The organism is Streptomyces sp. NPDC023527, from assembly GCF_055560115.1.
The window spans coordinates 25,181-48,856 of the sequence record NZ_JBVHJJ010000019.1 but is presented as its reverse complement, the minus strand read 5'-3'; the positions used below and the strand labels follow the sequence as shown (position 1 = coordinate 48,856).

Annotated in this window: 20 protein-coding genes and 3 pseudogenes; 9 read left to right on the top strand and 14 right to left on the bottom strand. The window is 70.9% G+C overall.

The features are described 5' to 3' along the window. Positions 1–235 precede the first annotated feature (235 nt). Together ACZ303_RS30220 and ACZ303_RS30215 are read left to right on the top strand one after the other, a co-directional pair. Positions 236–1,579 (top strand): hypothetical protein, encoded by a 1,344-nt coding sequence (locus ACZ303_RS30220; RefSeq protein ID WP_467343663.1) that lies wholly within the window; start codon positions 236–238, stop codon positions 1,577–1,579. 38 nt (positions 1,580–1,617) lie between these two features. Continuing rightward, the gene (locus ACZ303_RS30215; RefSeq protein WP_467343748.1) at positions 1,618–2,979 is read left to right on the top strand and encodes a condensation domain-containing protein; all 1,362 of its coding nucleotides are present in this window, start codon (positions 1,618–1,620) and stop codon (positions 2,977–2,979) included. A 54-nt stretch (positions 2,980–3,033) separates the two neighbouring features. On the opposite strand, the pseudogene ACZ303_RS30210 reads toward ACZ303_RS30215, so the two are convergent. The 5 genes and pseudogenes from ACZ303_RS30210 to ACZ303_RS30190 all read right to left on the bottom strand — a co-directional run. Continuing rightward, positions 3,034–3,216, bottom strand: a pseudogene (locus tag ACZ303_RS30210) (ABC transporter substrate-binding protein); the annotation flags it as partial. 149 nt (positions 3,217–3,365) lie between these two features. After that, positions 3,366–4,586 (bottom strand): GNAT family N-acetyltransferase, encoded by a 1,221-nt coding sequence (locus tag ACZ303_RS30205; RefSeq protein WP_467343662.1) that lies wholly within the window; start codon positions 4,584–4,586, stop codon positions 3,366–3,368. Positions 4,587–4,822: 236 nt separating this feature from the next. Continuing rightward, positions 4,823–5,869 (bottom strand): alpha/beta hydrolase, encoded by a 1,047-nt coding sequence (locus ACZ303_RS30200; protein WP_467343661.1) that lies wholly within the window; start codon positions 5,867–5,869, stop codon positions 4,823–4,825. A 155-nt stretch (positions 5,870–6,024) separates the two neighbouring features. Further along, entirely contained in the window at positions 6,025–7,212 is a 1,188-nt protein-coding gene (locus ACZ303_RS30195) for an anhydro-N-acetylmuramic acid kinase (protein ID WP_467343660.1), read from the bottom strand. 32 nt (positions 7,213–7,244) lie between these two features. Next, positions 7,245–8,570 carry an MFS transporter gene (locus tag ACZ303_RS30190; RefSeq protein ID WP_467343659.1) on the bottom strand — a complete coding sequence of 442 codons (1,326 nt, stop codon included), beginning with the start codon at positions 8,568–8,570 and terminating at the stop codon, positions 7,245–7,247. Between the two features lie 212 nt (positions 8,571–8,782). On the opposite strand from ACZ303_RS30190, the gene ACZ303_RS30185 reads away from it, so the two are divergent. Next, entirely contained in the window at positions 8,783–9,976 is a 1,194-nt protein-coding gene (locus ACZ303_RS30185; protein WP_467343658.1) for a S1 family peptidase, read from the top strand. Positions 9,977–10,051: 75 nt separating this feature from the next. Here the strand turns inward: ACZ303_RS30185 and ACZ303_RS30180 are convergent, their stop codons facing one another. Continuing rightward, positions 10,052–10,618, bottom strand: a complete 567-nt coding sequence (locus ACZ303_RS30180) for a VanZ family protein (protein ID WP_467343747.1) — start codon at positions 10,616–10,618, stop codon at positions 10,052–10,054. Positions 10,619–10,889: 271 nt separating this feature from the next. Between ACZ303_RS30180 and ACZ303_RS30175 the strand changes: the two genes are divergently transcribed. Both ACZ303_RS30175 and ACZ303_RS30170 read left to right on the top strand, forming a co-directional pair. Then, on the top strand, positions 10,890–11,876 hold the full coding sequence (locus ACZ303_RS30175; protein ID WP_467343657.1) for an LLM class flavin-dependent oxidoreductase: 987 nt from the start codon (positions 10,890–10,892) through the stop codon (positions 11,874–11,876). Positions 11,877–12,221: 345 nt separating this feature from the next. Continuing rightward, positions 12,222–12,644: a short chain dehydrogenase gene (locus ACZ303_RS30170; RefSeq protein ID WP_467343656.1), complete on the top strand. Its 423-nt coding sequence runs from the start codon at positions 12,222–12,224 to the stop codon at positions 12,642–12,644. Positions 12,645–12,810: 166 nt separating this feature from the next. Here the strand turns inward: ACZ303_RS30170 and rox are convergent, their stop codons facing one another. The 4 genes and pseudogenes from rox to ACZ303_RS30150 form a co-directional block, all read right to left on the bottom strand. After that, on the bottom strand, positions 12,811–14,274 hold the full coding sequence (gene rox, locus ACZ303_RS30165; RefSeq protein WP_467343655.1) for a rifampin monooxygenase: 1,464 nt from the start codon (positions 14,272–14,274) through the stop codon (positions 12,811–12,813). Between the two features lie 385 nt (positions 14,275–14,659). After that, a pseudogene (locus ACZ303_RS30160) lies at positions 14,660–14,818 on the bottom strand (MFS transporter); the annotation flags it as partial. 157 nt (positions 14,819–14,975) lie between these two features. Beyond that, a complete protein-coding gene (locus ACZ303_RS30155; protein ID WP_467343654.1) occupies positions 14,976–15,722 on the bottom strand; it encodes a hypothetical protein in 747 nt (248 codons plus the stop codon). Next, positions 15,722–15,892, bottom strand: a pseudogene (locus tag ACZ303_RS30150) (sigma factor-like helix-turn-helix DNA-binding protein); the annotation flags it as partial. The pseudogene ACZ303_RS30150 and the gene ACZ303_RS30155, both read right to left, overlap by 1 nt. Positions 15,893–17,292: 1,400 nt before the next feature. Between ACZ303_RS30150 and ACZ303_RS30145 the strand changes: the two are divergent. Further along, positions 17,293–17,628 (top strand): hypothetical protein, encoded by a 336-nt coding sequence (locus ACZ303_RS30145; protein WP_467343653.1) that lies wholly within the window; start codon positions 17,293–17,295, stop codon positions 17,626–17,628. A gap of 38 nt (positions 17,629–17,666) precedes the next feature. Here ACZ303_RS30145 and ACZ303_RS30140 read toward each other — a convergent pair whose 3' ends face one another. The 3 genes from ACZ303_RS30140 to ACZ303_RS30130 all read right to left on the bottom strand — a co-directional run bounded on the left by ACZ303_RS30140 (position 17,667) and on the right by ACZ303_RS30130 (position 19,782). After that, positions 17,667–18,017, bottom strand: coding sequence for a DUF6191 domain-containing protein (locus tag ACZ303_RS30140; RefSeq protein ID WP_467343746.1), 351 nt, complete (start codon positions 18,015–18,017; stop codon positions 17,667–17,669). Between the two features lie 559 nt (positions 18,018–18,576). Then, positions 18,577–18,978: a hypothetical protein gene (locus ACZ303_RS30135; protein ID WP_467343652.1), complete on the bottom strand. Its 402-nt coding sequence runs from the start codon at positions 18,976–18,978 to the stop codon at positions 18,577–18,579. A 426-nt stretch (positions 18,979–19,404) separates the two neighbouring features. Beyond that, positions 19,405–19,782 (bottom strand): VOC family protein, encoded by a 378-nt coding sequence (locus ACZ303_RS30130; protein WP_467343651.1) that lies wholly within the window; start codon positions 19,780–19,782, stop codon positions 19,405–19,407. Positions 19,783–19,866: 84 nt separating this feature from the next. On the opposite strand from ACZ303_RS30130, the gene ACZ303_RS30125 reads away from it, so the two are divergent. From ACZ303_RS30125 to ACZ303_RS30115, 3 genes are all read left to right on the top strand, one after another. After that, positions 19,867–20,325: a MarR family winged helix-turn-helix transcriptional regulator gene (locus ACZ303_RS30125; RefSeq protein ID WP_467343650.1), complete on the top strand. Its 459-nt coding sequence runs from the start codon at positions 19,867–19,869 to the stop codon at positions 20,323–20,325. A 374-nt stretch (positions 20,326–20,699) separates the two neighbouring features. Continuing rightward, a complete protein-coding gene (locus tag ACZ303_RS30120; protein ID WP_467343649.1) occupies positions 20,700–22,235 on the top strand; it encodes a B12-binding domain-containing radical SAM protein in 1,536 nt (511 codons plus the stop codon). A gap of 15 nt (positions 22,236–22,250) precedes the next feature. Beyond that, on the top strand, positions 22,251–22,613 hold the full coding sequence (locus tag ACZ303_RS30115) for a hypothetical protein (RefSeq protein WP_467343648.1): 363 nt from the start codon (positions 22,251–22,253) through the stop codon (positions 22,611–22,613). Between the two features lie 304 nt (positions 22,614–22,917). Here ACZ303_RS30115 and ACZ303_RS30110 read toward each other — a convergent pair whose 3' ends face one another. Beyond that, positions 22,918–23,619, bottom strand: a complete 702-nt coding sequence (locus tag ACZ303_RS30110; RefSeq protein ID WP_467343647.1) for an NAD(P)-dependent oxidoreductase — start codon at positions 23,617–23,619, stop codon at positions 22,918–22,920. Positions 23,620–23,676 lie beyond the last annotated feature (57 nt).

Sequence of the window (23,676 nt, the reverse complement as noted above, 5' to 3'; positions counted from 1 at the left end):
ATGAATGACGGGGGCCGAAGCTACCAGCGCGTTCTTGGGCCAACAAGAGGGGTTCTGCCGACCATGGCGCGCAGATCTGCGTGACCAGCGAACACCTCCCCACTTCATCTTTGTTTCATCGCGACCGGATAACTTCGGCAAGCCACACCGAGGCGTCATAAGGAGAGCATCGTGATGATGGTCCGAGGCCGGCGCCGCACTTTTCCTGATCGGTGAGACATTGGAATTCACAGAATTGGGCGACAGTACCGTTCCCGCCGGCCGACTGGTGTTCTGGACACCCACCGCCTCGGCCCCGGCCTGGGCGGACGACCCACGGGCTCCCGCGCTCGTCCACGAGCACCACGTGCGTACCGCGGCGGCGCGGGGGCCGCGGCACGTGGATCCGGCGTGGATCGGGGTGTCGTTCGGCGTGGGCCGAGCCGGCCCGCACCAGGTCGGTTCCGCGTTGTCGGCCTGGTTGCGCGGACATGAGCACCTGCGCAGCAGGCTGGTGCCGGTCGGCGAGCGCTGCGTGCGCCGCACCCTCCCGGCGAGCGCGGTCGCGCTGCGACGCGAGGACATCGGCGTCTTCGCCGACGACGCCTCGGTCCGCCGGCAGATCGAGGCGTTCTTCGACCGTGGCACCGGCCCATTGGGCTGGCCGCAGGTGGTCTTCGCGACGGTCGAGGGCGCGGAGGGGGTGACGGTGTTCGCAGGGGCGGACCACGGTGTCGTGGACGCCTACACGCTCGCCATGGTCCCCGGGCAGATCCGCGACGTCCTGGCAGGCCGCGCCGCGGACCCGACCGGGCCGACCTTCCTGGACGTCGGGGCCGAGGAACGGGTCCTCACCGACCGAGCTCCCATGGGCCCTGAGCACGCGGACCATTGGCGGTCCCTGCTGCGCCACGCCCACGGCAGGACACCCGCTTTCCCCCTGCCGCTCGGCGCGTCCGAGGTGCCGCTCACGCAGTGCAGCACCTACCGTCGGCTTCTCGACGGACCGGCGACCACCAGGTTCGCCGCCGCGTCGAGCGCGGCCGGAGGCACCACCGCCTCGGGCCTGCTCGCCTGCCTCGCGCTCGCCGCCGCGAAGGTCGCGGGTGAGCGGCACCTGTCCGTCATCAGCCTGGCCAACACCCGGCTCGACCACTGGCGAACGGTGCCGGGCTGGCTCGTCGGACTGCACCCGGTGCGGATCCCGACAGCCCCCGGCGCGACCTTCGCCGACACCGTCGCCCTCGCCACCGCCGAACTGCGCCGCCGCCGGCCGGGGCCGGGCAGTTCGCTGCCCCACATCAGCCGGATGCTGCGCAGGGAGATCCGCCCGCGGTTCGTCGTGTCCTATTTCGACGTGCGCCGGGTGGCCGGCACCCCGCCACAGCCCGACGACGTCATGCTGCGCAGCCGGATCCACGGCCGGCCCGCGGTGTACCTGTGGCTGACCAGAGGTGAGCGCGGAGTGCACCTGTCGACGCGCTTCCCCGACACGGCCGTGGCGCGCGCCAATGTCGGACGCTTCGTCCTGGCCGCCGCACAGGCCGCCGCCCGCGCCGCGGACGCCCACCGGGCCGAAGCCGTACCCACGCCCGCCTAGGCCGGCCCACCGATGGAGGAGGAGACCCCACCGTGCGTATGACCCAGATCCTCGACTGGCGCCCCGAGCCGGGCGAAGTGGTCGAATTCGAGCTGACCACCGACCGGGCGCCCGTACCGCACGACGTGCCCGCGTCACACTTCCAGCGCGTGCACTGGCAGCTGGCGGCCGCCCACCGCGCCACCGGGCGACGGCAATCGCCCTGGGTGGCCATGAAGTTCGACCTCCCGGGCCGGGCCGATCTCGACGCGCTCACCGCCGCATGGCAGGGACTCGTACGGCGCCACGAGGCGTTCCACACCTGGTACGAGCCGGACACCGAGCACCTGCCCGGGTTCCGCCTGCCACCCGAATCCCTCACGATGCGTCCGTCGCACGTCGGCGACTTCACGGACTCGGCCGACCTGCGCGCCTACCTGCACCGGCGGATCGATGAGCGGACCGCGGTGAGCCGGCCGGGTCTGCTGGCCGGCGTGATCCGACGGGACGCGGTGTCCACGGTGTACGTCGCGGTGGACCACGCCTATACCGACGGGCACTCCCTGGCGCTGCTGTTCGACGAGGTCCGCACCCGATATCACGCGGCCCTCGACGGCGCCCCGGCCGACCTGGCACCGGCACCCGGCTATCTGGACCACAACCTCCGCGAGCGGGAACGCTCCGCGTCCCTGACGGCGTCCGCACCGGAACTCGCCCTATGGTCGGAGTTCCTGGCCGCGGGGGACGGCGGCTTCCCCGACTTCCCCGTCGGGGTGGGCAACGACGCCGACGAACTGCTGCCCGGCACGCGAGTCCAGTACCCGGTGCTCACAGGCGCCCAGGCACGCGCGTTCCGCGCGTATTGCGCCCGGCACGGCGGCGGGTTCGGTGCGGGCGCCTTCGCCGCACTGGCACTCGCGCAGCGGGAGTTCACCGGCAACGACGTCTACCGCGTGCTCACCGTCGTGTCGACCAGGGCCTATCCCCAGCTGCTCCAGGTCCACGGCTGGCTGGTCAATTTCGTGCCGCTCCTGTTCCGGCTCCCCGCCTCCCCGACCCTGGCCGACGCGATCGCCGCCGCCCAGCAGGGCTTCCAGCGCGCCCGCGCCGGATACGACGTGCCGCTGCACCGGGCGATCGAACTCCTGGGCGGCGACGTCCCGTCCATCCCGCCCATGGTCTCCTACCTGGACGGCCGCACCGCACCGGGCTCCCGCGACTACCTGCGCGCGGACGCCACCGTACTGGCCGGCCCCGACAACGCCCGGGGCGTATCCCTGTGGATCAGCTGGTTCCCCGACCGGGCCGACCTGGTGGTCAACATGCCGGACACGCCGGAGGCAGCGGCGGGCGTGCCGAAGTACGTCGACCGAGTCAGGGAGATCATGCTCGCCGCAGCGGCCGGTCGTTCGGCCTCCTGAGCCGCTTCCTGACGGACGGTGGGAGGCTGAGGAGGTTCCGGCCTCCGTGCTGTCTCAGCCGGTGTGAAGGATCCGGAAGCGATCGGGTTCCGCCGGATCCCGATCAACGACTTGGACTGACGTCCAGGCCCATTGCCAAACGCTGATGCCCGGCGTGCGGGAGAACCGGATCTGCCCGCGGGTGCCCTCGACAGCGACGCGCGGCCAGGATTCGGCGATGCGCGCCCGGTCCGCGCCGGCTCCGGGTGGCCGGTCAGCAGGAGGAGGGCTGTCGCGCGATGGCGGACGAGTTCGTCGCACACGGCCGTGGGGGCGAGCGCGCCCATGTCGGGCGACCAGCTTGGAGCCCGGCTGCCGAGACTTGCGCAGGGGCGGCGAGCGCGCGGTCAGAACCAGTGCAGGCAGTGCGGGGAGCGCTCGGCGCGGAAGAGGGCGTCGGCGAGGGCGGCCGCGCCCGGGCGGTGGGCCCGGATGTGTCCGGCACGCACGAGCGTGCTCGGGGCGGTGCCGCCGAGGTAGACCGAGCCCAGGTCGCTCACGTCCAGGGACAGGTCGGGCTCCCGGTCCGTCGGGACGCAGTCGGCCTTGCCGTCCCGGACGGTCAGCAGGTAGCGGCCGTGCTCGCCGAGGAACGGGTCCTCGACGTCGAGGACGAGCTCGCCGTCCATGAACCAGCCGCGCGCGGTCAGCGCACGCGGAACGTCCAGCAGCCGCACCCAGAGCCAGTCGGTGTCGCCGCTCACCTCGCCGGCGCGGAAGTCCGCGAGCTGCCAGCGCAGCGGGTGCTCGGGCGGGACGTGTTTGAACACGACCTGAGAGACCAGGTCGTGTCCGAGTACGAACCGGGCCAGGGCCGTGAAGACGGCGTCGTCGGTGGCGATGGTCTCGTCGACCGTCAAGGTCTCGGACTCGCCGATCGAGTAGCTGGCGTACCCGTCCGGGACGCCGTCGGCGTCACGGTGAACGGCGACGTAGCGCGGCGCCGGCGAGATCGGGGGCTGCCCCGCGCGCAAGGCCCACCAGCGGTGCGGCCGGGACAGCGCACCGGGTTGGGCGCGGCGGTACCGGTCGTAGACCTCTTCCAGAATCTCTTGGCACTCGGCACGCCGCAGCACCTCGACCGAGCCGGTCGCCGGTGCGTCGACCACTCCGCGCGCCCGGGGAACGGCGAGGGCGGCCTTGTGGCGCGGCACCGTCAGCCGCGCCGTGTACGTCGCCGGTCCGTAGCCGAACCTGCCGTAGATCGGGGCCTCCGAGGCCAGCAGCACGGAGAGGAACTCCCCGCGGGCCCGCAGCTCGGTGAGCTGATGCCGCATCATGGCGCTGAGCACGCCCTGGCGCCGGTGCGAGGGCAGGACGCCGACGGCGGTCACCCCGGCGGCCGGGACGAGGGTCTCACCGGGCAGGGTGAGCTCGAAGGAGTGCGCGGCGGCGGTGCCGACGGGCCGCCCGTCCGCCGTCAGGGCGACCAGGCAGCGGTCCATTTCGAGCGCCGACCACCAGAGCCCGCCGCCCTCGGTCGGGGTTTCCGGGAAGAGCCCGAACGCGGCATGGAGTGTGTCGACGAAGACGTCAAGGTCCTCATCGGTCGTGGAACGAATTTCCATTGCCGCCGCTGCCTCCCCGCAATACCGGCACCACGACTCGTGGTGCCTGATCACAGTGCAGTGTTGACCCGTGGTCAGGGCAAGCGAATTACGGCCGGGCTCGCGGCCGTTCACAGCACAGCCTGGTTACGGCCCGGGGCGAGGTGACGGTGCCGGGGAAATACACCGGAGGTGCCGGGGAATTCGGCGCGCCCGACGCTCTCTCCGACGCGGCTCGGCGTCCCGCTCATTCCCGCTCATCCCGCAGGTCGGCTCCTCTCGCCGGACTGCGCGAGGAGGCGCCGGAGCCAGCGGGTACGGGCGTCGCGTGCGTCCTGGCTGAGGGCCGCCCGCGGTGCCAAGCCGTCGAAGCCGTGGCAGGCACCGGGCCATACGTGCAGTTCGGCCTGGCCGCCGGCCTGCCAGATCGCGTTCGCGTAGGCCACGTCCTCGTCCCGGAACATCTCGGCCGACCCGGCCTCGATATAGGCCGGCGGGAGTCCGGAAAGGTCCGTGGCGCGGGCGGGGGCCGCGTAAGGCGGCAGGTCCGCGGCCCCGTAGCGGTCACCCAGCAGGGCTTTCCACGCGGTCTCGTTGGAGGTGAGGTCCCAGATTCCGAGGCCCGTCATCTGATGGCTGGAGAAGGTGCTGCCGCGGTCGTCGAGCATCGGGCACAGCAGGAGTTGCCCCAGGGGCCCGGGACCGCCGCGGTCGCGGGTCAGCAGGGCCAGGGCCGCGGCGAGCCCGCCGCCGGCGCTCTTCCCTCCGATGACGATGCGGTCCGCGTCGATGTCCAGTTCGGCCGCGTGCTCGGCCGCCCAGACGAGTCCGGCGTAGCAGTCCTCCAGCGGTTCCGGATACCGCGCCCGCGGTGCCAAGCGGTACTCGACCGAGATGACAGCCAGTTCCAGCGGGAGGGCCCACTCGCGAAGGATCCGGGGAAGCACGGACCACGCGTTGCCCATGATCATCGCGCCGCCGTGCATGTAGTACAGCAGAGGCAGCGGCCCGACGAGCCCGGAGGGCCGCGCGCTCACGAGCGTGACGTCCGGTCCGCCCGGCGGTCCCGGCACACAGAACTCCGTCACCTCGAAACGGCCGTCGGCGCGGAGGTCCTCGGCCGTCGGCCTGGGCCGGGCCGTGGCATCCCGCTTTTGCCGGGCCTCAAGATTGTCCGGGGTGACCGGCTCCCTCGACTCCTTGCCCAAGGCCGCCAGCACGGCGTCCAGTTCGGGGTCGAAGGGGGGCGCCGCCTTCGGAGTCGGAACACGGCCGGACACCGACGGCGCGCGGCGTACGTTCATGAACCGGCCCCCAGTCGGACGGCGGGACAGCGCCCGGCACCTCCGGTGAGACAGCTCGGCTGCACACACGTACACCCGGGGAACACTCGCCTGAGACCCATACGGCGTAGCCAATCACACCGCCCTGCGGCACCGTTGCCCAGAGCTGCCGTCCCTCAAGGCTGTCCCCCCACCCTCAGCCGGGTGGGCGCGCCGCCGGCCGCCGCAGGGGGCAGCCGCAGGGGGCCGGAGCCAGGGGTGAGCGAGCCGAGGATGCTCGCGTGCCGGGCCCCCGTGCACGCCGGCACCGTCCCCGGCAGGCCGTGCGCGGTCAGGAACCCCAGCACCGCGAAGGCGTAGCCCTCCTTGGCCGCCGACGGCATGCCCAACGCGTCGGAGGTGCGCACCGGGACGCCGGGCAGCGCGGCAGCGAGCATGCGCATCAGCGTCGGGTTGTGGGTGCCGCCCCCGGAAGCGATGACCTCGGTGCCCGCGCACTCCCTCACGGCGTCGGCCACCGTGCGGGCGGTGAGGGCGGTGACCGTGGCGACGATGTCCTCCGGCTCCGGGGGAGCCGCCCCGGGCAGCCCGGACAGTGCGGCCAGCAGGTAGGGCAGGTGGAAGAGTTCCTTGCCGGTGGTCTTCGGGGCGGGCCGCGCGTAGTACGGGTCGGCGAGCAGCCGGTCCAGGAGCGGCCTGTGCACCGTGCCCCGGGCGGCCAGGGCGCCGTCGGCATCGAAGGTGCGACGGCCGTGCGAGAAGTGCCGGACGGCGGCGTCGATCAGGGCGTTCGCGGGCCCGGTGTCGTACGCGAGAGGGCCCTTCGGGCCGCTGCCCGCCGTGATGTTGGCGATGCCGCCGAGGTTGAGCGCGACCGGGCGGCCCGGTCTGTCGCGCAGCCACATGAGGTCCACGATGGCGACCAGCGGGGCGCCCTGCCCGCCCGCGGCCACATCGCGCGACCGGAAGTCGGAGACGACGGGAAGCCCCGTGCGCTCGGCGATCCAGGACGGCCGGCCGATCTGGAGAGTGCCCTGGACGCGGTCGTTCTCCGCCCAGTGGAAGACGGTCTGCCCATGGGAGGCGATGAGCTCCGCCCGGCCTCCGCACAGTTCGCGGTCGGCCCGGTGGGCGACCTCGCCGAAGGTCCGGCCGATCAGGGTGTCCAGCTTGCAGACGGTTTCGAGGGTGACGTCCGCCGGGGGCAGCGCGGCGGCGAGTCCTGCGCGCAGGTGCTCGTCGTACTCCTGGCCGACCATGCCCAGGGGCGTCAGGTGAAGGGTGTCGGCGTCGAGCCGCAGATCGGCCGCCGCCGCGTCGACGGCATCGTGGGACGTTCCCGACATCAGACCGATCACGCGCATGGCCACCAGTGTGCTCCCCCGCTCCCTCGCGTTCAGTCCCGCAACGCGCGCCGGTGGTCGTCGGCGCGCAGGGTCAGCAGCGCCGGAACGCTGACCGCGCAGGTCGCCATGGCGTAGTAGGCCGGGATGTCGGGGTCGGCGGTCCGCCCGGCCAGTTCGGTGACGACGAGGCCGGCGCAGCCGGAGAAGACCGCGTTGGCGAGCGAGTAGGCCAGGCCCAGGCCCGTACAGCGCACCCTGGTGGGGAACATCTCCGCCAGCATCGCCGGCCCCGGGCCCGCCATCAGTCCGACCACCGCCCCCGCGAGGAGGACCGCGAGTCCCTTGGCAGCCGTCGGCGCCCCCTCGCTCCGCACGACACCCAGCAGCGGAAGCGCGAGGAGGACGACCAGCCCCGCGCCCGCGACCATGACGGGACGGCGGCCGACGCGGTCGCTCAGCGCCCCGGCGGGGAGGATCGACAGGGCGAAGCCGAGATCGGCGAGCACCGTGGCGGCCAAAGCCTCCTGGAACGTGGCGCCGAGGGTGTGCTGGAGGTAGGCCGGGAGGACGACCAGGAAGGTGTAGCCGGCCGCCGACCAGCCCATGATCCGGCCGATGCCCACCACGACCGCCCGCCACACCTCGCCCGGCGACGCCGGAACCGCGCCCGCGCGAGGCGACCCGCCACCGGGGCGGGTGTCCCGGAACGCGGGCGTCTCGTCGAGCCGCAACCGGAGCCACAGCGCGGCCAGACCGAGCGGCAGGGCCAGCAGGAACGGCACCCGCCACCCCCAGTCGTACAGCGCGCCCTGCCCGAGGGCCGTCGCCGCCCCCACCGCGAGCGCCGCGCCCGCGAGCAGGCCCAGGGCGACGGTGAACGACTGCCACGCCCCGTACAGCCCGCGTCGCCCGCGCGGGGCGGACTCCGTCATCAGCGCCACCGCGCCACCGAACTCCCCGCCCGCGGAAAGGCCCTGCAGCACCCGGACGGAAGTGAGGACCCAGGGGGCGGCGGCCCCGAGCGTCGCGTAGGTGGGCAGGAGTCCGATCGCGGTGGTGGAGCCCGTCATGAGGAGCAGCGCCAGGACGAGGGCGGGGCGTCGGCCGAACCGGTCCCCGGCCCGGCCGAACAGGGCCGCGCCCAGCGGCCGGAAGAAGAAGGCCAGCGCGAACGACGCGTAGGACTTCACGAGACTCTCGGTGCCGCCGCCCCCGGTGTCGCCGCTGAAGAAGTTGGCGGCGAAGACCGTGGCGAAGCAGCCGTACACCCCGAACTCGTACCACTCGATGAAGTTGCCCACCGAGCCCGCGATCAGGGCACGCCGCGCGCGGGTGCGGTGGGCGACGCCGAGGTCGCCGGTGGTGCGCACGGACACCGTGGCCTCCTCCGTGAGCGACGGCCGTACCGCAACCGGAGAAGCTTACGGCCAAGCGGGGGCGCGTGCCGGAATTCATCACATCCTGAGCAGCCGTGAGACCGGCGCGCGCCGGGCCCGTACGACTGGATGGCAAGCGCGTACGAGCATCGGAACACACGATTCCTGGGCGTTCGTACGCATCCCCCCGCTCCGAGCTGGAGGTCCTTCCGTTGAACCACCGTCGTGTCACACGTCGCAGCGGCGTCGCTGTCGCCGCCGCCGCTGCCGCCGGCCTCGCGGCAGCGGCGATGCTGCTCCCCCACGCCAACGCGAACACGGACAACGCAAGTACGCCTCGGACGTTCACCTCGCAGTCGGCCGGCCGGCTCGCGGCCTCGCTCGACCCGGAGGTCCGGGAGAAGACAGCAGGCTGGTACGTGGACGGCGCCACGGGCCACATGGTGGTGAACGTGGTGTCCGAGGACGCCGCGCGCCGGGTCGGTGCGGAGGGGGCCGTTCCACGGATCGTACGGAACAGCGCCGCCGCACTGAAGGCCGCCGCCCGCACGCTGAGCAGCGACGCCTCGATGCCCGGCACCGCCTGGTCGATGGATCCGCGGACGAACGAGGTCGTGGTCACCGCCGACAGGACCGTGACCGGCAGCAGACTGGACGCGCTCACGAAGGTCACCGACCGGATGGGCGGGCTGGTGCGGCTCAAGCGTTCACCGGGCGAGTTCAGGCGGTACGACGGCGGCGCCCGTACGGGCGGTTCCGGGGCCGGTGGTTCGGCAGCCGGTGGTTCCGGCGCGGGCGGTCCGGTCGGTGGCAGCGCCATCTTCGGTGGCGGGGCCCGCTGCTCCCTCGGCTTCAATGTCACGGCGCAGGGGGCGCCGGCCTTCCTCACCGCGGGGCACTGCGGCAACGCCTCGCGGTCCTGGACCGCGGACCAGGCCGGTGCTGTGCGCCTGGGCAGCGTGGTGGAGACGCAGTTCCCCGGCGCCGACTTCGCCCTGGTGAAGTACGACGACCCCGCCGCCCGTCCGGCGAGCGCGGTCGACCTGCTCAACGGCACGGTCCAGCGGATCACCGGCGCCGCCGAGGCGAGTGTGGGGCTGCGGGTGCAGCGGGTCGGCAGCACGACGGGACTGAAGGGCGGCACCGTCACCGGCTTGGGCGCGACGGTGAACTACGGCAACGGGGACGTCGTCAACGGTCTCATCCAGACGGATGTGTGCGCCGAACCCGGTGACAGCGGAGGCGCGTTGTTCGCCGGCGAGTCGGCTGTGGGGCTCACTTCCGGCGGCAGTGGTGACTGCACCCAGGGAGGCGAGACGTTCTTCCAGCCGGTGACCGCCGCGCTGCGGGCCACGGGTGCCGTCATCGGCGCCGGGGACGACGGGGTCGTCGTCGCCCGGCGGTGACCGATCGCGGCCGGGGGCGGGCAGCTCCCTGCCCCACTGGCGTGAGCGTGAACGGCTGGGCCATGCCGGACCCGCTCACTCACGTTCGCGGGGAGTCCGATGTCCGGTGAAGCGGTGCCACCAGTGACGACGCCGGGGGTGGACGGCCCGGCCCAGCCTGCGGCCGATCACCAGATAGCCCAGCAGGGCGCCCGCCGTATTGAGCAGCACATCGTCGATGTCGAAAGCCCGGCCCGTGATGAGGGCGCCCTGGACCAGTTCGACCAGCAACATCACCACCGCGGTGACAGCGGCGACGCGGAGGAGCCCCCGGGCGCGGGGCACCAGTACGGGCAGCAGCAGGCCGAACGGAACACCCAGCGCGATATTGCCGCCGAGCTGCTTGGCGGTGTCACGGAAGGCCGGTCGGGCGAGGTACTCGCGGACGGAGTCACCTGGCCGCAGGTTGCTGTGCGTCAGCGATTCCGAGGCAGCCGAGGGTTCCAGGGTCAGCCGGGCCAGTACCACTCCGAAGGCCACCATCCCGGCGAAGGCCAGCAGCATGACCAGCACGCGCATCGGCCGTGTCAGCCGATGCGCGCCGGCGGCCGCCCGGCTCTCCGAGTCCTTCGTGGCATTGTCGTGCGGGACTTTGCGCACCATCACGGTCGACCCCCCGTCAGGGTTGATCTGCCTGCCCCTTCCGTTACCCCCGAAGCGCGAGGCAACTCCCCCGGGCCGTATGGGGATATGGGCCCCGGACCGACCCCTGCCCACAGCAGCTGACCACGCCACCACCCCTCTCGGCGGCCGGGGCGAACGTCATAGGGCGTCGCCCGACCGCGGGCGGGCCGCTGGTGGCGTTCCACCAGCGCCTGCGCCGGTCAGAAACCACGGCTCTCCTCGCCGACCGCTCGATCTCTATGCTGACGACATGATCGATATACCTCTTTCAGCGCTGGAAGTCGCGATCGTCCAAGCGGGCACCCGAGCCGTGGACACCGTGCGTGACACCGCGGCCTTCGCGCAGGGACTGGAACGGCTGGGCTACCACCGGATCTGGTACGCCGAGCATCACCACTCACCCGCGATCGGCGCGTTCCCGCCGGTCGTGTTGACCGCGCACTCCGCCGCCTCGACCTCATCCATCCGTCTCGGTTCGGGCGGAGTACTGGCCCCCAACCACGCGCCCATATCGCTGGCGGAGCAGTTCGGCACGCTGGCCGCCTTGCATCCGGATCGCATCGACCTGGGGATCGGCCGTGGCCCTGGGACCTTCGACGAGGTCACCGCACGGGCACTGCGCCGCGGAGCCGGACCGGCGACGGATGGCGAGTACCGGAGTGACGTAGCCGCGATCCTGTCCCTCCTGGTCGACGAGGTCGCGCTCGGCCCGCTGCCGGAGCCGTGGCTGCTGGCCTCCAGCACCGCGGGTGCCGCTCTGGCCGCGGAACTCGGCCTGCCGATCGCCATCGCGCACCACATCCGACCGGACAACACCCTCGCGGCCCTGGAACGTTACCGGGCGGCGTTCACCCCGTCCCAGTGGTGCGAGCGACCACGGGTACTGGTGTGCGTGGAGACAATGTGCGCCGAGACGGAAGAAGAGGCCGCGTGGCGCGTCGGACCCATGGAGGTCGTCAAGGCCGGGCTCCTCAAGGGCCGGAGTGAGATCCCCTTCCCCACGCCGGCGGATGCGGCCGCCCACCCCTTCACGGCGGAAGAACGGCAGGCGCTGGACGGCTTCCGCGCACAGCAAGCCGTCGGGACACCCCGGACCGTCGTCGAGCGGCTCACGCGGCTGGCCGACGACACCGGAGCGGACGAACTCATGCTGACCACACCTGTCTACGATCTCCGCGACCGCTTGCGTTCGTACGAACTCATCAAGCAGTACATCGAGACCGCGGCAACACCGTAGGCACAAGCCGCACGCCCCGCTCCCCCACGCACCGCATGGCGCGCGTCCGCGCGCTGACGAGCAGCCGACCCCCGGCCGTGGCTGACCACCGACTCGAGCTCCGGGTGCGTGGGGAGGCCCTCTGGGCGCTGACGACCTCCCGCACCGCCGCGAGGAACTCCTCCGTGCGCGGGTGCGTGGGGTGGGCCGGGCGGGCCGGGTAGACCGTGGCGGCGACCCGGTTCTCGGTGTAGAGGGCCTCGGTGCGGATGCGCGGGTCGGCGGGGACGGTGCGAAGCACCGCCACGTCGGTGTCGCCGGTGGCCAGGCCCGCGGTGCTGTTGTCAGGCCGGTCCGCTGGACGCGGTGGCCGTCGCGGTCGGCGACGCCGTGTTCAAGCCGCTGGCCGAGCTGGCCGCGGACGACTTCGCGGCGACGTTCCGCGGCAAGGCCCTCGGCCAGTTGGAGCTGGTCCGCCAGGGCGCCCGGCACGTGACCGCGACCGGCTCGTTCACGCTGGTCAGCGGGGTCCTCACGGAGCAACCGATCGTGGCCGGGGCCGCCGCGTCCGCGGCCAACGGCGCCGTCGAGGCGTTCGTACGGGCCGCCGCGATCGAGCTCCCGCCGCAGCGGATCAACGCGGTGAGCCCGACGGTGGCCGAGGAGTCCCCGCCCGCCTACGGGCCGTTCTTCGCCGGCATGGAGCCCGTCCCGGCCGCACGCGTCGCGACGGCGTACGTCCGCTCGGCCGAGGGGGCGCAGACGGGGCAGGTGTACCGGGTGCGCTAGGCCGAGTCCGGGGGGTCAGAGGAACGCGACGGTCACTGGGGCCACGTTGTTCCGCCGGACCCTCGCCGTTGAGGTGTCCCGCCGGCGCGGGACGGGAGGTACGGCCCCGGACCGCGCCGAACTCGGCCGGAGACGGGGCCCACCCTTTCGCACCGCGACTGCGCGCTCAGCCGGCGGCAGCGCCGAACCACTGTGGCAGCCGGCTGAGCAGATCCTGCTGGTCTTCACCGACCCATGCCACGTGTCCGTCCGGCCGCAGCAGCACCGCGGGCACGTCCAGTTCCTCGCTGACGTCGACGACGTGGTCGACCCGATCCGCCCAGCCCTCCACCGAAAGCCGGCCGGTCTGGTCGAGCAGCAGCCCGCGGCCACCGCGCATCAGCTCGTAGAGGCGCCCCTGCTTCAGCCCCACGTCCCGCATCCGCCGGCCGAGCAGTTCGTGGCCCTCGCCGAAGTCGTAGCGGACCCCGACCGCGGTGATCATCTCGGTCACATACCGGTTCACGACCTCGAACTCCAACAGCTCCGAGAACATCTCCTTCAACGCCACCGCACCCGCGTCGGTACCCAGCAGCACGCTCTGCGCGCGGGTGTTGGACACGACGCGGGCGCCCACCGGATGCCGTTCGGCGTGGTAGCTGTCCAGGAGCCCCTCCGGTGCCCAGCCGTTGACCTCGGCGGCCAGTTTCCAGCCGAGGTTGAACGCGTCCTGGACGCCGAGGTTGAGCCCCTGCCCGCCGACCGGCGGGTGGATGTGCGCCGCGTCGCCGGCCAGCAGCACCCGGCCGACACGGTAGCGCTCGGCCTGCCGGGTGGCGTCGCCGAAGCGGGACAGCCAGCGCGGCGAGTGCACGCCGAAGTCGGTGCCCGCGACCTCCCGCAGCCGCTGCTTGAACTCCTCCAGGGTCGGCGCGGCACGCTCCTCGGCCACCCCGTCGGCGGGCACGATGACGCGGTACGTCCCGTCCGGGTTGGGGATGACGCCGAACCGTACGTAGGTCTTGCTGATCTCGGCTGTCACGGCGGCCACCGTCGCCGGATCCTCGGTCACCTCCATGTCGCCCAGCAGCGTCTCGACCGTAGGAGGCTCACCGGGGAAGCCGACGCCGAGCAGCTTGCGCACCGTACTGCGGCCGCCGTCGCAGCCGACGAGGTAGCGCGAGCGCAGCCGCGTACCTCCCCCGCCGGCTACGCCCTCATTGGCGGGGGTGCCCCCACTGGCCAGCTCGACGCTCACCCCCTCCTCGTCCTGGCTCAGCCCGACCACCTCGCAGCCGCGCCGTATCTCGGTGCCGAGTTCGACCGCGCGCTCGGCCAGCACGCGCTCGGTGACCGGCTGCGGCATGGCGAGGCCGTACGGGTGCGCGGTGTCCAACTGGTCCGGCCACGGCGTGGGGAAGGCGGCGAAGGGACCACCGACCGAGAACGGCTCGCCGACCTCGCGGAACCGCTCCAGCAGGCCACGCTGGTCCATGACCTCGACGCTGCGCACGTGCAGACCGCGCCCACGGGACTCCGTGGTCGGCTCGGCCAGCTTCTCCAGCACGACCGCGTGCACACCGTGCAGCCGCAACTCGCCGGCCAGCATCAGGCCGGTCGGTCCGCTGCCGACCACGATCACGTCAATCACAAAGCCCCCATGTAACAAGAAAGAATTTCGGCCAGCACTCCGCGCAGGGCCTCGCGGCGCGCATACCCGCACACCGCACACCCGCACACGACAGGACGCGACTTCGCGATTCTGTCATTTCCGCAGGTCCTGGCCTTGGCCGACCATTCTGCGGTACGCCCCGGGCCTTGCCGCAAGTCCCCCGGTGCGCTATAAGTTGAAAGTGGCAAGGAGTGGTTACCCCCCTTGCCTCTACCGTCAGTTGTGGACGGACAACCTCCTCCCCGAAGTGGTGACGCGCCGCGTACGGCGATGCCAGGCGAAGGCTGCCAGCCGACCCGGGAACCGCTGGTCGGCGTCCTGCGGCACCTTGCCGGAGTAGTGGCCGATGTCGGGGATTGCGTCTCCCGCAGCGGCCGATAGCCAGGTGTGCGGCGACGAGTCGGCGCCTGTCGGCCACATCGCCGAGCGGCACCAGCAACAGCAGCCCTGCCAGATGGCCGAACTGGCTGGTCGCGACGATCCACCCGGTGAGGTCTGCCGACAGACCGAGACCGCGTCCCATCGGCTCCAGAACTGCTCGCGGTGATATGCGGGGTCGCTGTGGCGAGCGTCTATGCCGCGCAGCCGGCGGCGAGATTCACTCGCCGACCACCGCCGACGGCATCCTCCTGGACAGCGACACCACCCACGTGCACAAGACCCGACAGAAGCCCCCTCCGCTACCCCTGCGGTCTCGCCGGCCGGAAGCCACCTGTGACGGTGTACTGCTCGTTCTTCGTGGTGGTGGCGATCGCGGTGTAGGTGTCGCCGGCCGCGGGCCGGTCGCTTTTGGCGTGGTTGTACTGGACGGCGAAGATGTGGCGCCCCGGGGGTGCGGTTCGGCCTCGCTTGAGGGTCCAGCGGTAGCTCAAGGTGCCGTTCTCGTCGGTGACGGTCATGGTGAAGTCGTCCTCGGGCAGGGTCCGCCAGGCACCGGTGGACGCCACGCCGCCCGTCGGCGCGATGCGGACCTCCAGGGTGAGCGCTGCGAGTGGTGCGCCGGTCTCCAGGGTGATGTTGCTCTGGGCCCAGTAGGGGTTGCTGTGGGGGTCGACCGAGCCGTCCGTCCGGAGCGGTCCGGCGTGCGTGCGGGGTGGTGCGGTGGAGCTGGAGGGGGCGGAAGGAGTGGAAGGGGTGACGGCGCCGTCCGTCGGGGAGGCCGGTGACGGCACCGCCGGTACTGTGGCGGCCTCCTGGGCCGGGCCGTCACCCTGAAGGACGGTGGCAGTCGTGTACCCCCCGGCCAGGAGCACTGCTGTCGAGACAAGGGTGGCAAGGGTGACGCGCGGCCAGGAGAGGGGGCCGGCCGGGTGCTTCGCGGGACGGGGATTGCCGGTCATGCCGCGCCGGACGCGCGCCAGCATGGCGTTCCGGTCGGGTTCATGCGCGGTCGCCGCTTCCCGGAGCAGGCGCTTCAGGTCCTCCATCAGTTCCCCGTTCCGGTCAGTTCTTCGGAGGCGCTCGCCCCGAGGAGGCGCTGCAGCTCGGCCATGGCCTTGGAGGTCTGGCTCTTCACCGTGCCGACGGATATTCCGAGGGCGACGGCGGTGTCCTTCTCGGACAGGTCCAGGGCGTGACGCAGCACGACGCGAGCTTTTGCGCTCCCGGTCACCACTGTCACCACCGAGGACGCGACCGACCGTCAGGTCGGCAGTTCGGTCCCTCGTCCGCTGCGCGCTCGGTGGCCGGCGGGGCTCCGGCAAGCTCCCCGAGAGGGCGGAGCGCAGGGGGACGGTCAGGCTCGGGCAGACTGTGCAGGAGCTGTTCGTTGATGCGCCGGTCGCTACCGGACCCGGCTCGGCCGCCGGGACGAGTGGGACAGCTCCCAGCTCCCAGCTCCCAGCTCCCAGCCCGAGCATCTCGGCGGGCCCGAACCATGATGTAGGCGGGACAGTCCTCGTCGTCGAGACGGTCGTACGAGTCGTCTGCTGTCGTTCGCTCCTTCTGTGGAACGCGTAGAGGGGCCCTGGTGCCATATGGCACCAGGGCCCCGAAGGAACTGCTACACCATCTGCCGGCCCTGGTACTGCGCCGGCTTCCTGTTTCCGCAGACCCGACCCGGATGCTGTCGGGGGTGCTGGGATCGCGGTTGCTTGACCGGAGACCACCTCACTATCGATGTCCTGCGGTACCCGGGTTCAAGGCTTTCGCCCGGGCGATCCTGATGGTGCTCGGCTCCTCCGTTCTTCCCTCGGTGATCAACTGCTTACCAAACTGGGTACTGCGTACTGCTGGTGATGCGAACTACTCAGTGGCCTGTGACAGCGCCACCCTTCAGCAGCCGGCCCCGTCGCCCATCGTGCGCCTGCTCTGGCTTGGAACCCCACTGCCGAACCTCCCGGTGCGCGCGCCCGCAGCCGACGCCTTCACCGAGGTACTGCTCACTGACTTCACTGCTGGATATCGCGAACTGCACTTACGGGTACTGCCACCGCGTCGACCGCGGCCTTACTCATGGCGGCCCCTGATCACTGCGAGCCACCCGGTCCGGTCGTCAGTCCCGTCGCCGCTCTGCAACCGCTCTGGCTTCGGAACTCCACCACCGCACCGTCCTGCGAACTGCAACTTCAGGTACTTCTGGCCGGCAGTTCATCTCTGCCAGGCCTTGCTGTCTCTCTGGGCTACGAGAGAAACCATAACCACGTCACCACCCAATGTCTACTCCGACCAACATAGATTTCCGCGTGTACGACAGTGAGGAAATCGACCTCGAACGCGATGGAGGTCGGCACGCCGAACAGAGCCCTCACAGGCGAGGAAGGCTGAACGCGCCGACCGGAGACCGGTTGGCGCACGCGCGAGGCGGATGTCGCGGCCTCGTTGAACCGCTTCGGCTGGCCGTCATGGCATGGCGCTGGGGCCGACAGGGAGCGCCGACTGCCGCCGGGGGGGGCTCCGGGGGTCCCTATGCAGTTCGTCAAGATGGCGGGTTAGCTTGCTGGCGATGCCGGCTGAGTGAAGGGGGATGCGGTGGGGGCGTCAGATGGAGGGCCGAAGATGCGGGCCGTCGAAGAGTGGCGGGGCGTCTATGACCTGCTGGATGCCGTTCGGCGGCGGCCGAACGCATGGGTGCGTAACGGCTCGTTGCAGGAGTTGGCAGCACTGATGTTCGGGTATGGCCTCGCCCTTCAGGTCCACGATGTCGATGAGGTGTTCGAGTTTCACCATGGAAGTGGAGGGTTCGCCTCTTGGCTCAGCAGGACTCGTGGATGGTCGATGGCGACCGGGTGGGACGCCGCGATCGTGGAGAACCTGCCTGGCGAATCTCCGCTTGATGCCTTCTTCCGGCTCGTGGATGAGTACCGAGAGTTCGCAGGTCAGCCGGGCTGGTGAGCCCTTTCGGCGTGCGCCCGTTCCCTCCGGTTCGCGTTTCACCGCCGGCCCTCAGGGGCATCGCGCCTGTCAGCGCACGGGCCGTCCGCTTGCCGTGGCAACACGATGAACGCGGTGCCCTTGGCCAGATCGATGCTGGAGCGGGGCGGCGCACCGTCGCTCTCGTCGTCCCGCCGCAGCAGCTCCACCCGCCGCTGCTCCAGCTCTACCGTCTTGTTTCCGTTCACGACCGCCGTGAATTCATCGAAGGCCGTGTTCGACAACGACTGCCCCGTACGCCTGCTCAGCCACGGGATCAAGCCCAGCCCCGTGAACCATCGCCACACGCTCTCCACCAGGGCGAACAAGACCAATAGACACGCGAACGCCGGGAACGACATGGCCCACATCGCCACAGCTGGCCCCCCATCATCATCCTCGACACAGTTGACGGTCGGGAAACGGCGGAGGAGGCGGCAGCGTTCCCATCGGACGCGCGGACTGGGAGAACCCGGGACGCCGCCATCGGCCCGCGCGTGGACCGCTCGCACAGACACTCCGGCACCCAGCCCGGCGACGTCGTAAGTCACCGGATAGGGGTGACTCCCCATCTCGTTGCCGGTCACGGGCCTGTGCCACGGCCCAACTCCGCCGCGAACAGGGCAACGTGGCTCCTATTCCCCTTGCCCGAGTGGCTCCCGTCCACGCGGCAAGCGTTTGGTAGGGGTGTTCCAATCACGCTGAGCCTGCGCCGACGCGCAGTGGGGCCTGACCGCCCCGACCGGATTCAGCCGCGCGGTTCCGTGCCGCCTATGGCCTCTCCCCCGGAGAACCTCGCGGCCTTGAGCGTGGAGCTGACTTCCGAGGGCCTCGCCACCAGCGAGGCTGCCGCCCCGCCCTAGCGGATCGCCGGTGCCCGCTACGACGCGACCAGCCCGCCTTCGTCCCGCAACTGAGCCACCGCGCGTCTCACTTCACCTCGACCTTGATCTTCCACGGCGCGATGGTCAAAGGGCAGATCCGGCCGGAGTTGAGGCGGCACTTGGGTGTGGCGCTGATCGTGGCGACGCCCTGGTGCTGCGCGTGGAACTGCGCGGACGCGCTGCCTTGCGGTGTCGTGGCGCCCTTCGTCCGCCGGAGCACCGTGGAGTTGCTGGACTGCGGGATGTCCCACGTGTACGTACGCGGGCCTTCGTAATAGTGGGTGAGGCGCACGTCGATGTCGTCACCGAGGGACACCTCCAAGGGCCTCCCGCTGTCGGCGTTCGTGAGCGCGATGCGCTTGGCCGGCACCGCGGCGGAAGCAGGCGCCGCCGCCGTCAGCACCAACGCCGTGGCGAGCGGAGCGAGCAGGCATCTGGCTGCTTTCAAGGTTTCCCCCTCAAGGCTCCAACTTCCCGGCACCGCATGCCGGTTCAGGACGAACCACACCAGCGTCCTCCCCGGAGACCGAAGGGCGGGTGCGTTCAGCGGTACGACCCTCCTTGTGGGTGGCAGCGCGTACACGCTGACCCGGGGTGTTCGGCCGCAGCGGCCCATCCGCCGGGATGGAAACGGGTGGGAACCAGACCGCCGTCACAGCGGATCGTCGCACGGCAGTGTCCCTTTGGGGGCGCACCTCGGCCGATCCCCCCAACGTCTCGGCCCGTGCGGGACGAGGCCGGCCGTGCCTCGGTGGCCAGCTCGTGGGCGATGTGCCGCGCGCTCCCGCGAGCAGGCTGGTGAGCGCCTTCACCTGCTCACGGGCCTGAGCCCCCAAGCCCTCGGCGCGCGGGGTGATGGTGATGGCGGTCGCGGTCAGGCGTCGTGCATCGTGATGGCGTAGCCCTCGGGGCCGGCGAAGGTGAACATCCTGCCGAACGGGCCGTCCTGGGGCGCCTTGAGGATGGGGACCCCGGCGGCGTGAAGCCGGTCGTGCAGCGCCTGCGCGTCACTGGTCCGCCACCACAGGGCGACCCCGAGGCCGGGCCGCTCGACGGCGTCGAGATCCACCCCCGGCAGCGGCTCACGGACGGCGAAGGCAACCGGCTCGGTGGCGAACACCACGGCGCCGGGCGGCGAGGCGGGCGTCCGGCACAGCCCGAGGTGCTTCTCGTAGAAGGCGGCGGCCGCTTCGACATCGCGTACCTGCACAGCGATGAAGTCCGGCCCGATGGCAGTGGCAGTGGCAGTCATGAGTACTCCCCGATCCTTTTTTATGTCAGGACTTTGACATAGGGAAAGTTAGACGGCGCCGCACTTACATGTCAAACTCCTGACATGCACGATGGGACGCCCTCCAGCCACACCTCGCCCGCCGACGTCACCCAGCGCCTGGGATACCGCCTCAAGCGCACCGCCGCGGCCCTGCGCGGCGCGATGGACAAAGCGCTGCGCGAACACGGCCTGACGGTTCCGCAGTACGCCTGCCTCGAACTCCTCGACCAGCACCCCGGCCTGTCCAACGCCGAACTGGCCCGCGGCACCTTCGTCACCCGCCAGTCCATGAACGTCGTCCTGCGCGGACTGCAGGACGCCGGCCTCATCACCCGCCCCGCCACCACCGACCACGGCCGCGCCCTGCCCGCCCACCTCACCGAACAGGGCCACCACCGCCTCACCGCGGCACGCTCCGCCGTCTACACCATCGACCAGCGCATGACCCAAGCCATCCCGGGACAACGCCTCGCCCAGTTCCTCGCCGACCTCGACCGCATGACGGCGGCACTCGACGAGTAACACCATCCACACACTCCCGCGGCCGCCCGGGAGCGGGCACGAGACCGAGTCCTACACCGTGGCGGGGACGGTCCGCGCCGGGGAAGCGGCCGCTTGATTCATCACCGGCAACCCGGCGTCGCGCTGCGGTCGGCCCTACGGGCCCGCAGGGCCGGCGCCCCCGGGCTCGCGCGGCGGCCGCCGCCTCCAGGGGCCAGCCGTCGTCCTCACCGCCCGCCGCTCACCCGGCAAGTGGGGTCCTGACACATCCAGCCCTCGTCCCGCGCCTCTTTCGGGCTAACCGGAGATGCGTCACCTCATTTCTCGAACGACGATTCACGAGGACGGTTTTCACACCGCCATATCCCGTCGGCTCAGCATGAAGAGGACGCGCTGTGAAGGTTTGCTTGCTGGCCCCGCCGATGATGGATGTGGTCGAAGGTGCTCTACGGACGATCTCCATGGATGCCGAGCGGGAGTGCCCTCCCTACGGGATCTACATGCTGGCCGCGGCTCTTCGCCGGGAGGGGCATGAAGTCGTTCTGGTGGACCTGATCGCGGAGCAGAGCGTGGACCTCACGCCGCACGAAGGTGATCTGAAGGGTTGCGAGCTCGTCGGCGTGGGTGCCACGTCCTTGTCGTGGCCGAGCGCGCGGGTCGTGCTGCAGCAGATCGAGCGCATGCTGCCGGCCGTCCCCGTCGTCCTCGGCGGAATTCACCCGACGATGTTCGACCGCTACGTGCTGGAGACCTCTCCGGCCACCTATGTAGTACGCGGCGAAGGTGAACGCGCGCTTCTCCAGCTGTGCGAATGCGTCGGCGCGGGAAGGTCCGTCGCGAACGTGCCGGGTCTGACCTGGCGGGCGCCGGACGGGAAAATCATGCGCAACCCGGCCTCGGCGAAGATCGACAATGAGGAGCTGGGTTCCTTTCCCCTACCGGACTATTCGTCCCTGGCTCCGGGTGTGTACAAAGGGCTCGCGATCGAGTCGTCCCGGGGCTGTGCGTTCGACTGCTCGTTCTGCTCGACGTCGTACCGCCGGTCGTGGCGACCGATTCCGGCAGAGGAGTTCGTCGACCGGCTGACGGCCGTCATGCCGCACCTCCCACTGACCAGGTACGGCAGTACGCACATCATCGATGACGAGTTCTCGATGAATCCACGCCGGGCGGTACGCATCACCGAGCTGCTGCACGATCGCGGCATCGAGCCCTGGCTGGTCTACGACTCGCGGGCGAACGACCTCCTTTTCCCGGGGTACGTCGAAGGCATGGCGGACTTGACGTGCCAGTTCCTCGTGGGTGCCGAATGCGGCTACGACGAGGGACTCAAGAGGATCGGTAAGGGAACGACCACGGAGAAGCTGCGCCTGGCCGCGGCCAAACTCGCCAAGTTCGGCATCAGCGAGCGTGCCGACTTCTCGTTCATGCTCGGCCTGCCCTGGGAGACGATGGACGAGATCCGTGCGACGATCCGTTTTGCGGCGGGGCTGCACGCCGAGTTCGGGGTCCGGATCCTTCTCCAGTGGTACCTGCAAATTCCCGGTTCCCGGCTGTGGGAGGCCGACCGATCGGCCGGCCTGGTCAGCGAGGCGATGTACGACGACTTCGGATTCTTCCGCGACCTTTACCTGTTCCGGACCGGAGTGCGCATCACGCCAGGCGAGTTCTACGAGGTCGCAAACATGGTCGAGAGCCTTCAGCGTGCCACACGGATCCGCTACCCCGACCGACGCATGGTGGAGTTCACGTTTCCGTCCGCCATCGCCTCTTATTTTCCTCCCAGCGTCATGAATACGCGCGATTCCGGCCTCGTGCGACTGCGCGAGGTGAGCCGGCCAGGCAAGACCGTCACGGTCTCCGAGCCGACCCCGGTCGAGCTCGGTGTGCCTGTCGGTGTGCCCCGGCGGCATTTCGTCGGATACCAGTAGTCGAGGAGGAGCGTCGTGACCAGCGAACAGCAACAGCAGAAGGTCGAATCGACCGGGTATGTGCGGCTCATCGAGCGCTCCATCGATGACGGGCGGTTCCGGCAGCTGCTCACGTCCGATCCTGATGCGGCGCTGAAGGACATCGGCCTGTGGGTGAACGACCCGGATGAGCGGGCGCTGATGGCCGAACGTTTGGCCGAGAGCATGAAAGACCACGCAGCCGCAGGCGAAGAAGTCGCTTGTACTGCCTGCTTGGTGATCGTCGGTGTGGCCATCGGTACCAACCTCTCCGCACCCGAGTTGGCCGACCGGGAGGTCTACCGCCAGGAAATCCGGGCCCGGGTCGCCAAGGTCATGGAGGAACAACTCGAAGACTGACCCGCTGCCGGATGTCACCGGCGCCGGGTGCCTTCGACGAGTGGCCGGATAAGGCGCCTCGTCGGTCAAACCGGCCAGGCGCGGCCGTCGGACGTGGTGAAGCCCACCGCCGTGGGCACGGCGGTGGGCTTCTTCGAAGGATGATCGGCTGCACCCTCCGCCGGGGAGGCCGATGGCCAGGCCGCTTCCCTTCATGCCGCCGTTGCCACCCGCGCCTCCGGTCACCCCTCGGCCGCCGTCACCCCCGGTGCCGGCTCCGGCGCGCTCGCCGCTCCCCCGACCTGTCCGGCTGCGGCCCCGGTGTTCAGTACCCGATCGTGAAGCGGCGCTGGACGAAGCGGGGCAGTTCCGCTTCGTCGATCAGGGCGACGGCGGCGTCCTCCGCGGAGATGCGGCTGAGTCCGGCGGCATCGCGGACCGGTTGGTCGGTGCCGATCCGGAATCGGCCGGTGCGCTCGCCGGGGGCGATGTCCTCGGCGGGGCTGAAGTAGGTCCAGAGCCGGTTCGACGTGCGCAGGACGTTCAGGCCGTCCCGGGCCCCGCGTGCCGCGGCCGCGTACTCGCGAGGCAGTCCGAGCTGGTCGAGGGTCTTGTGCATCAGGTCGTCGGAGTCGGCGAGCACCACGCCGGGCGCTGTCTCCAGACTGCCGGCGCCGCCGATCACGATCAGCCGGGTCCTGGGATGACTCTCCAGGGCCTTGAGCAGCGCCCGGGCGGCGGTGGAGTGGACCGTGGGGTCGGCGATGGAGCGCCGTACGGTGTCCGCGAGGTCCTTGCGCGCGTTGCCCGGCTGGAACCCGCTGATCAGCACGTCCAGGCCGGGCAGGACGGCGGCGATGCTCGCGGGATCGAGGATGTCCACGCTTGCCCAGGTCACGTTCGCGCGGCTCTCGTTGATCTGTGAGGCGTCGCGGCTGAGGGCCGTGACGTGGTGCCCGCGGCCGAGCGCCTCCGTGACGACCCGACTGCCGATGGTGCCGGTGGCGCCGATCACTCCGATGTGCATGGTTCTCCCCTTGTTCATGCCCGGACATGCCCGTTACGGCCGCGTGCCCGAACGTCG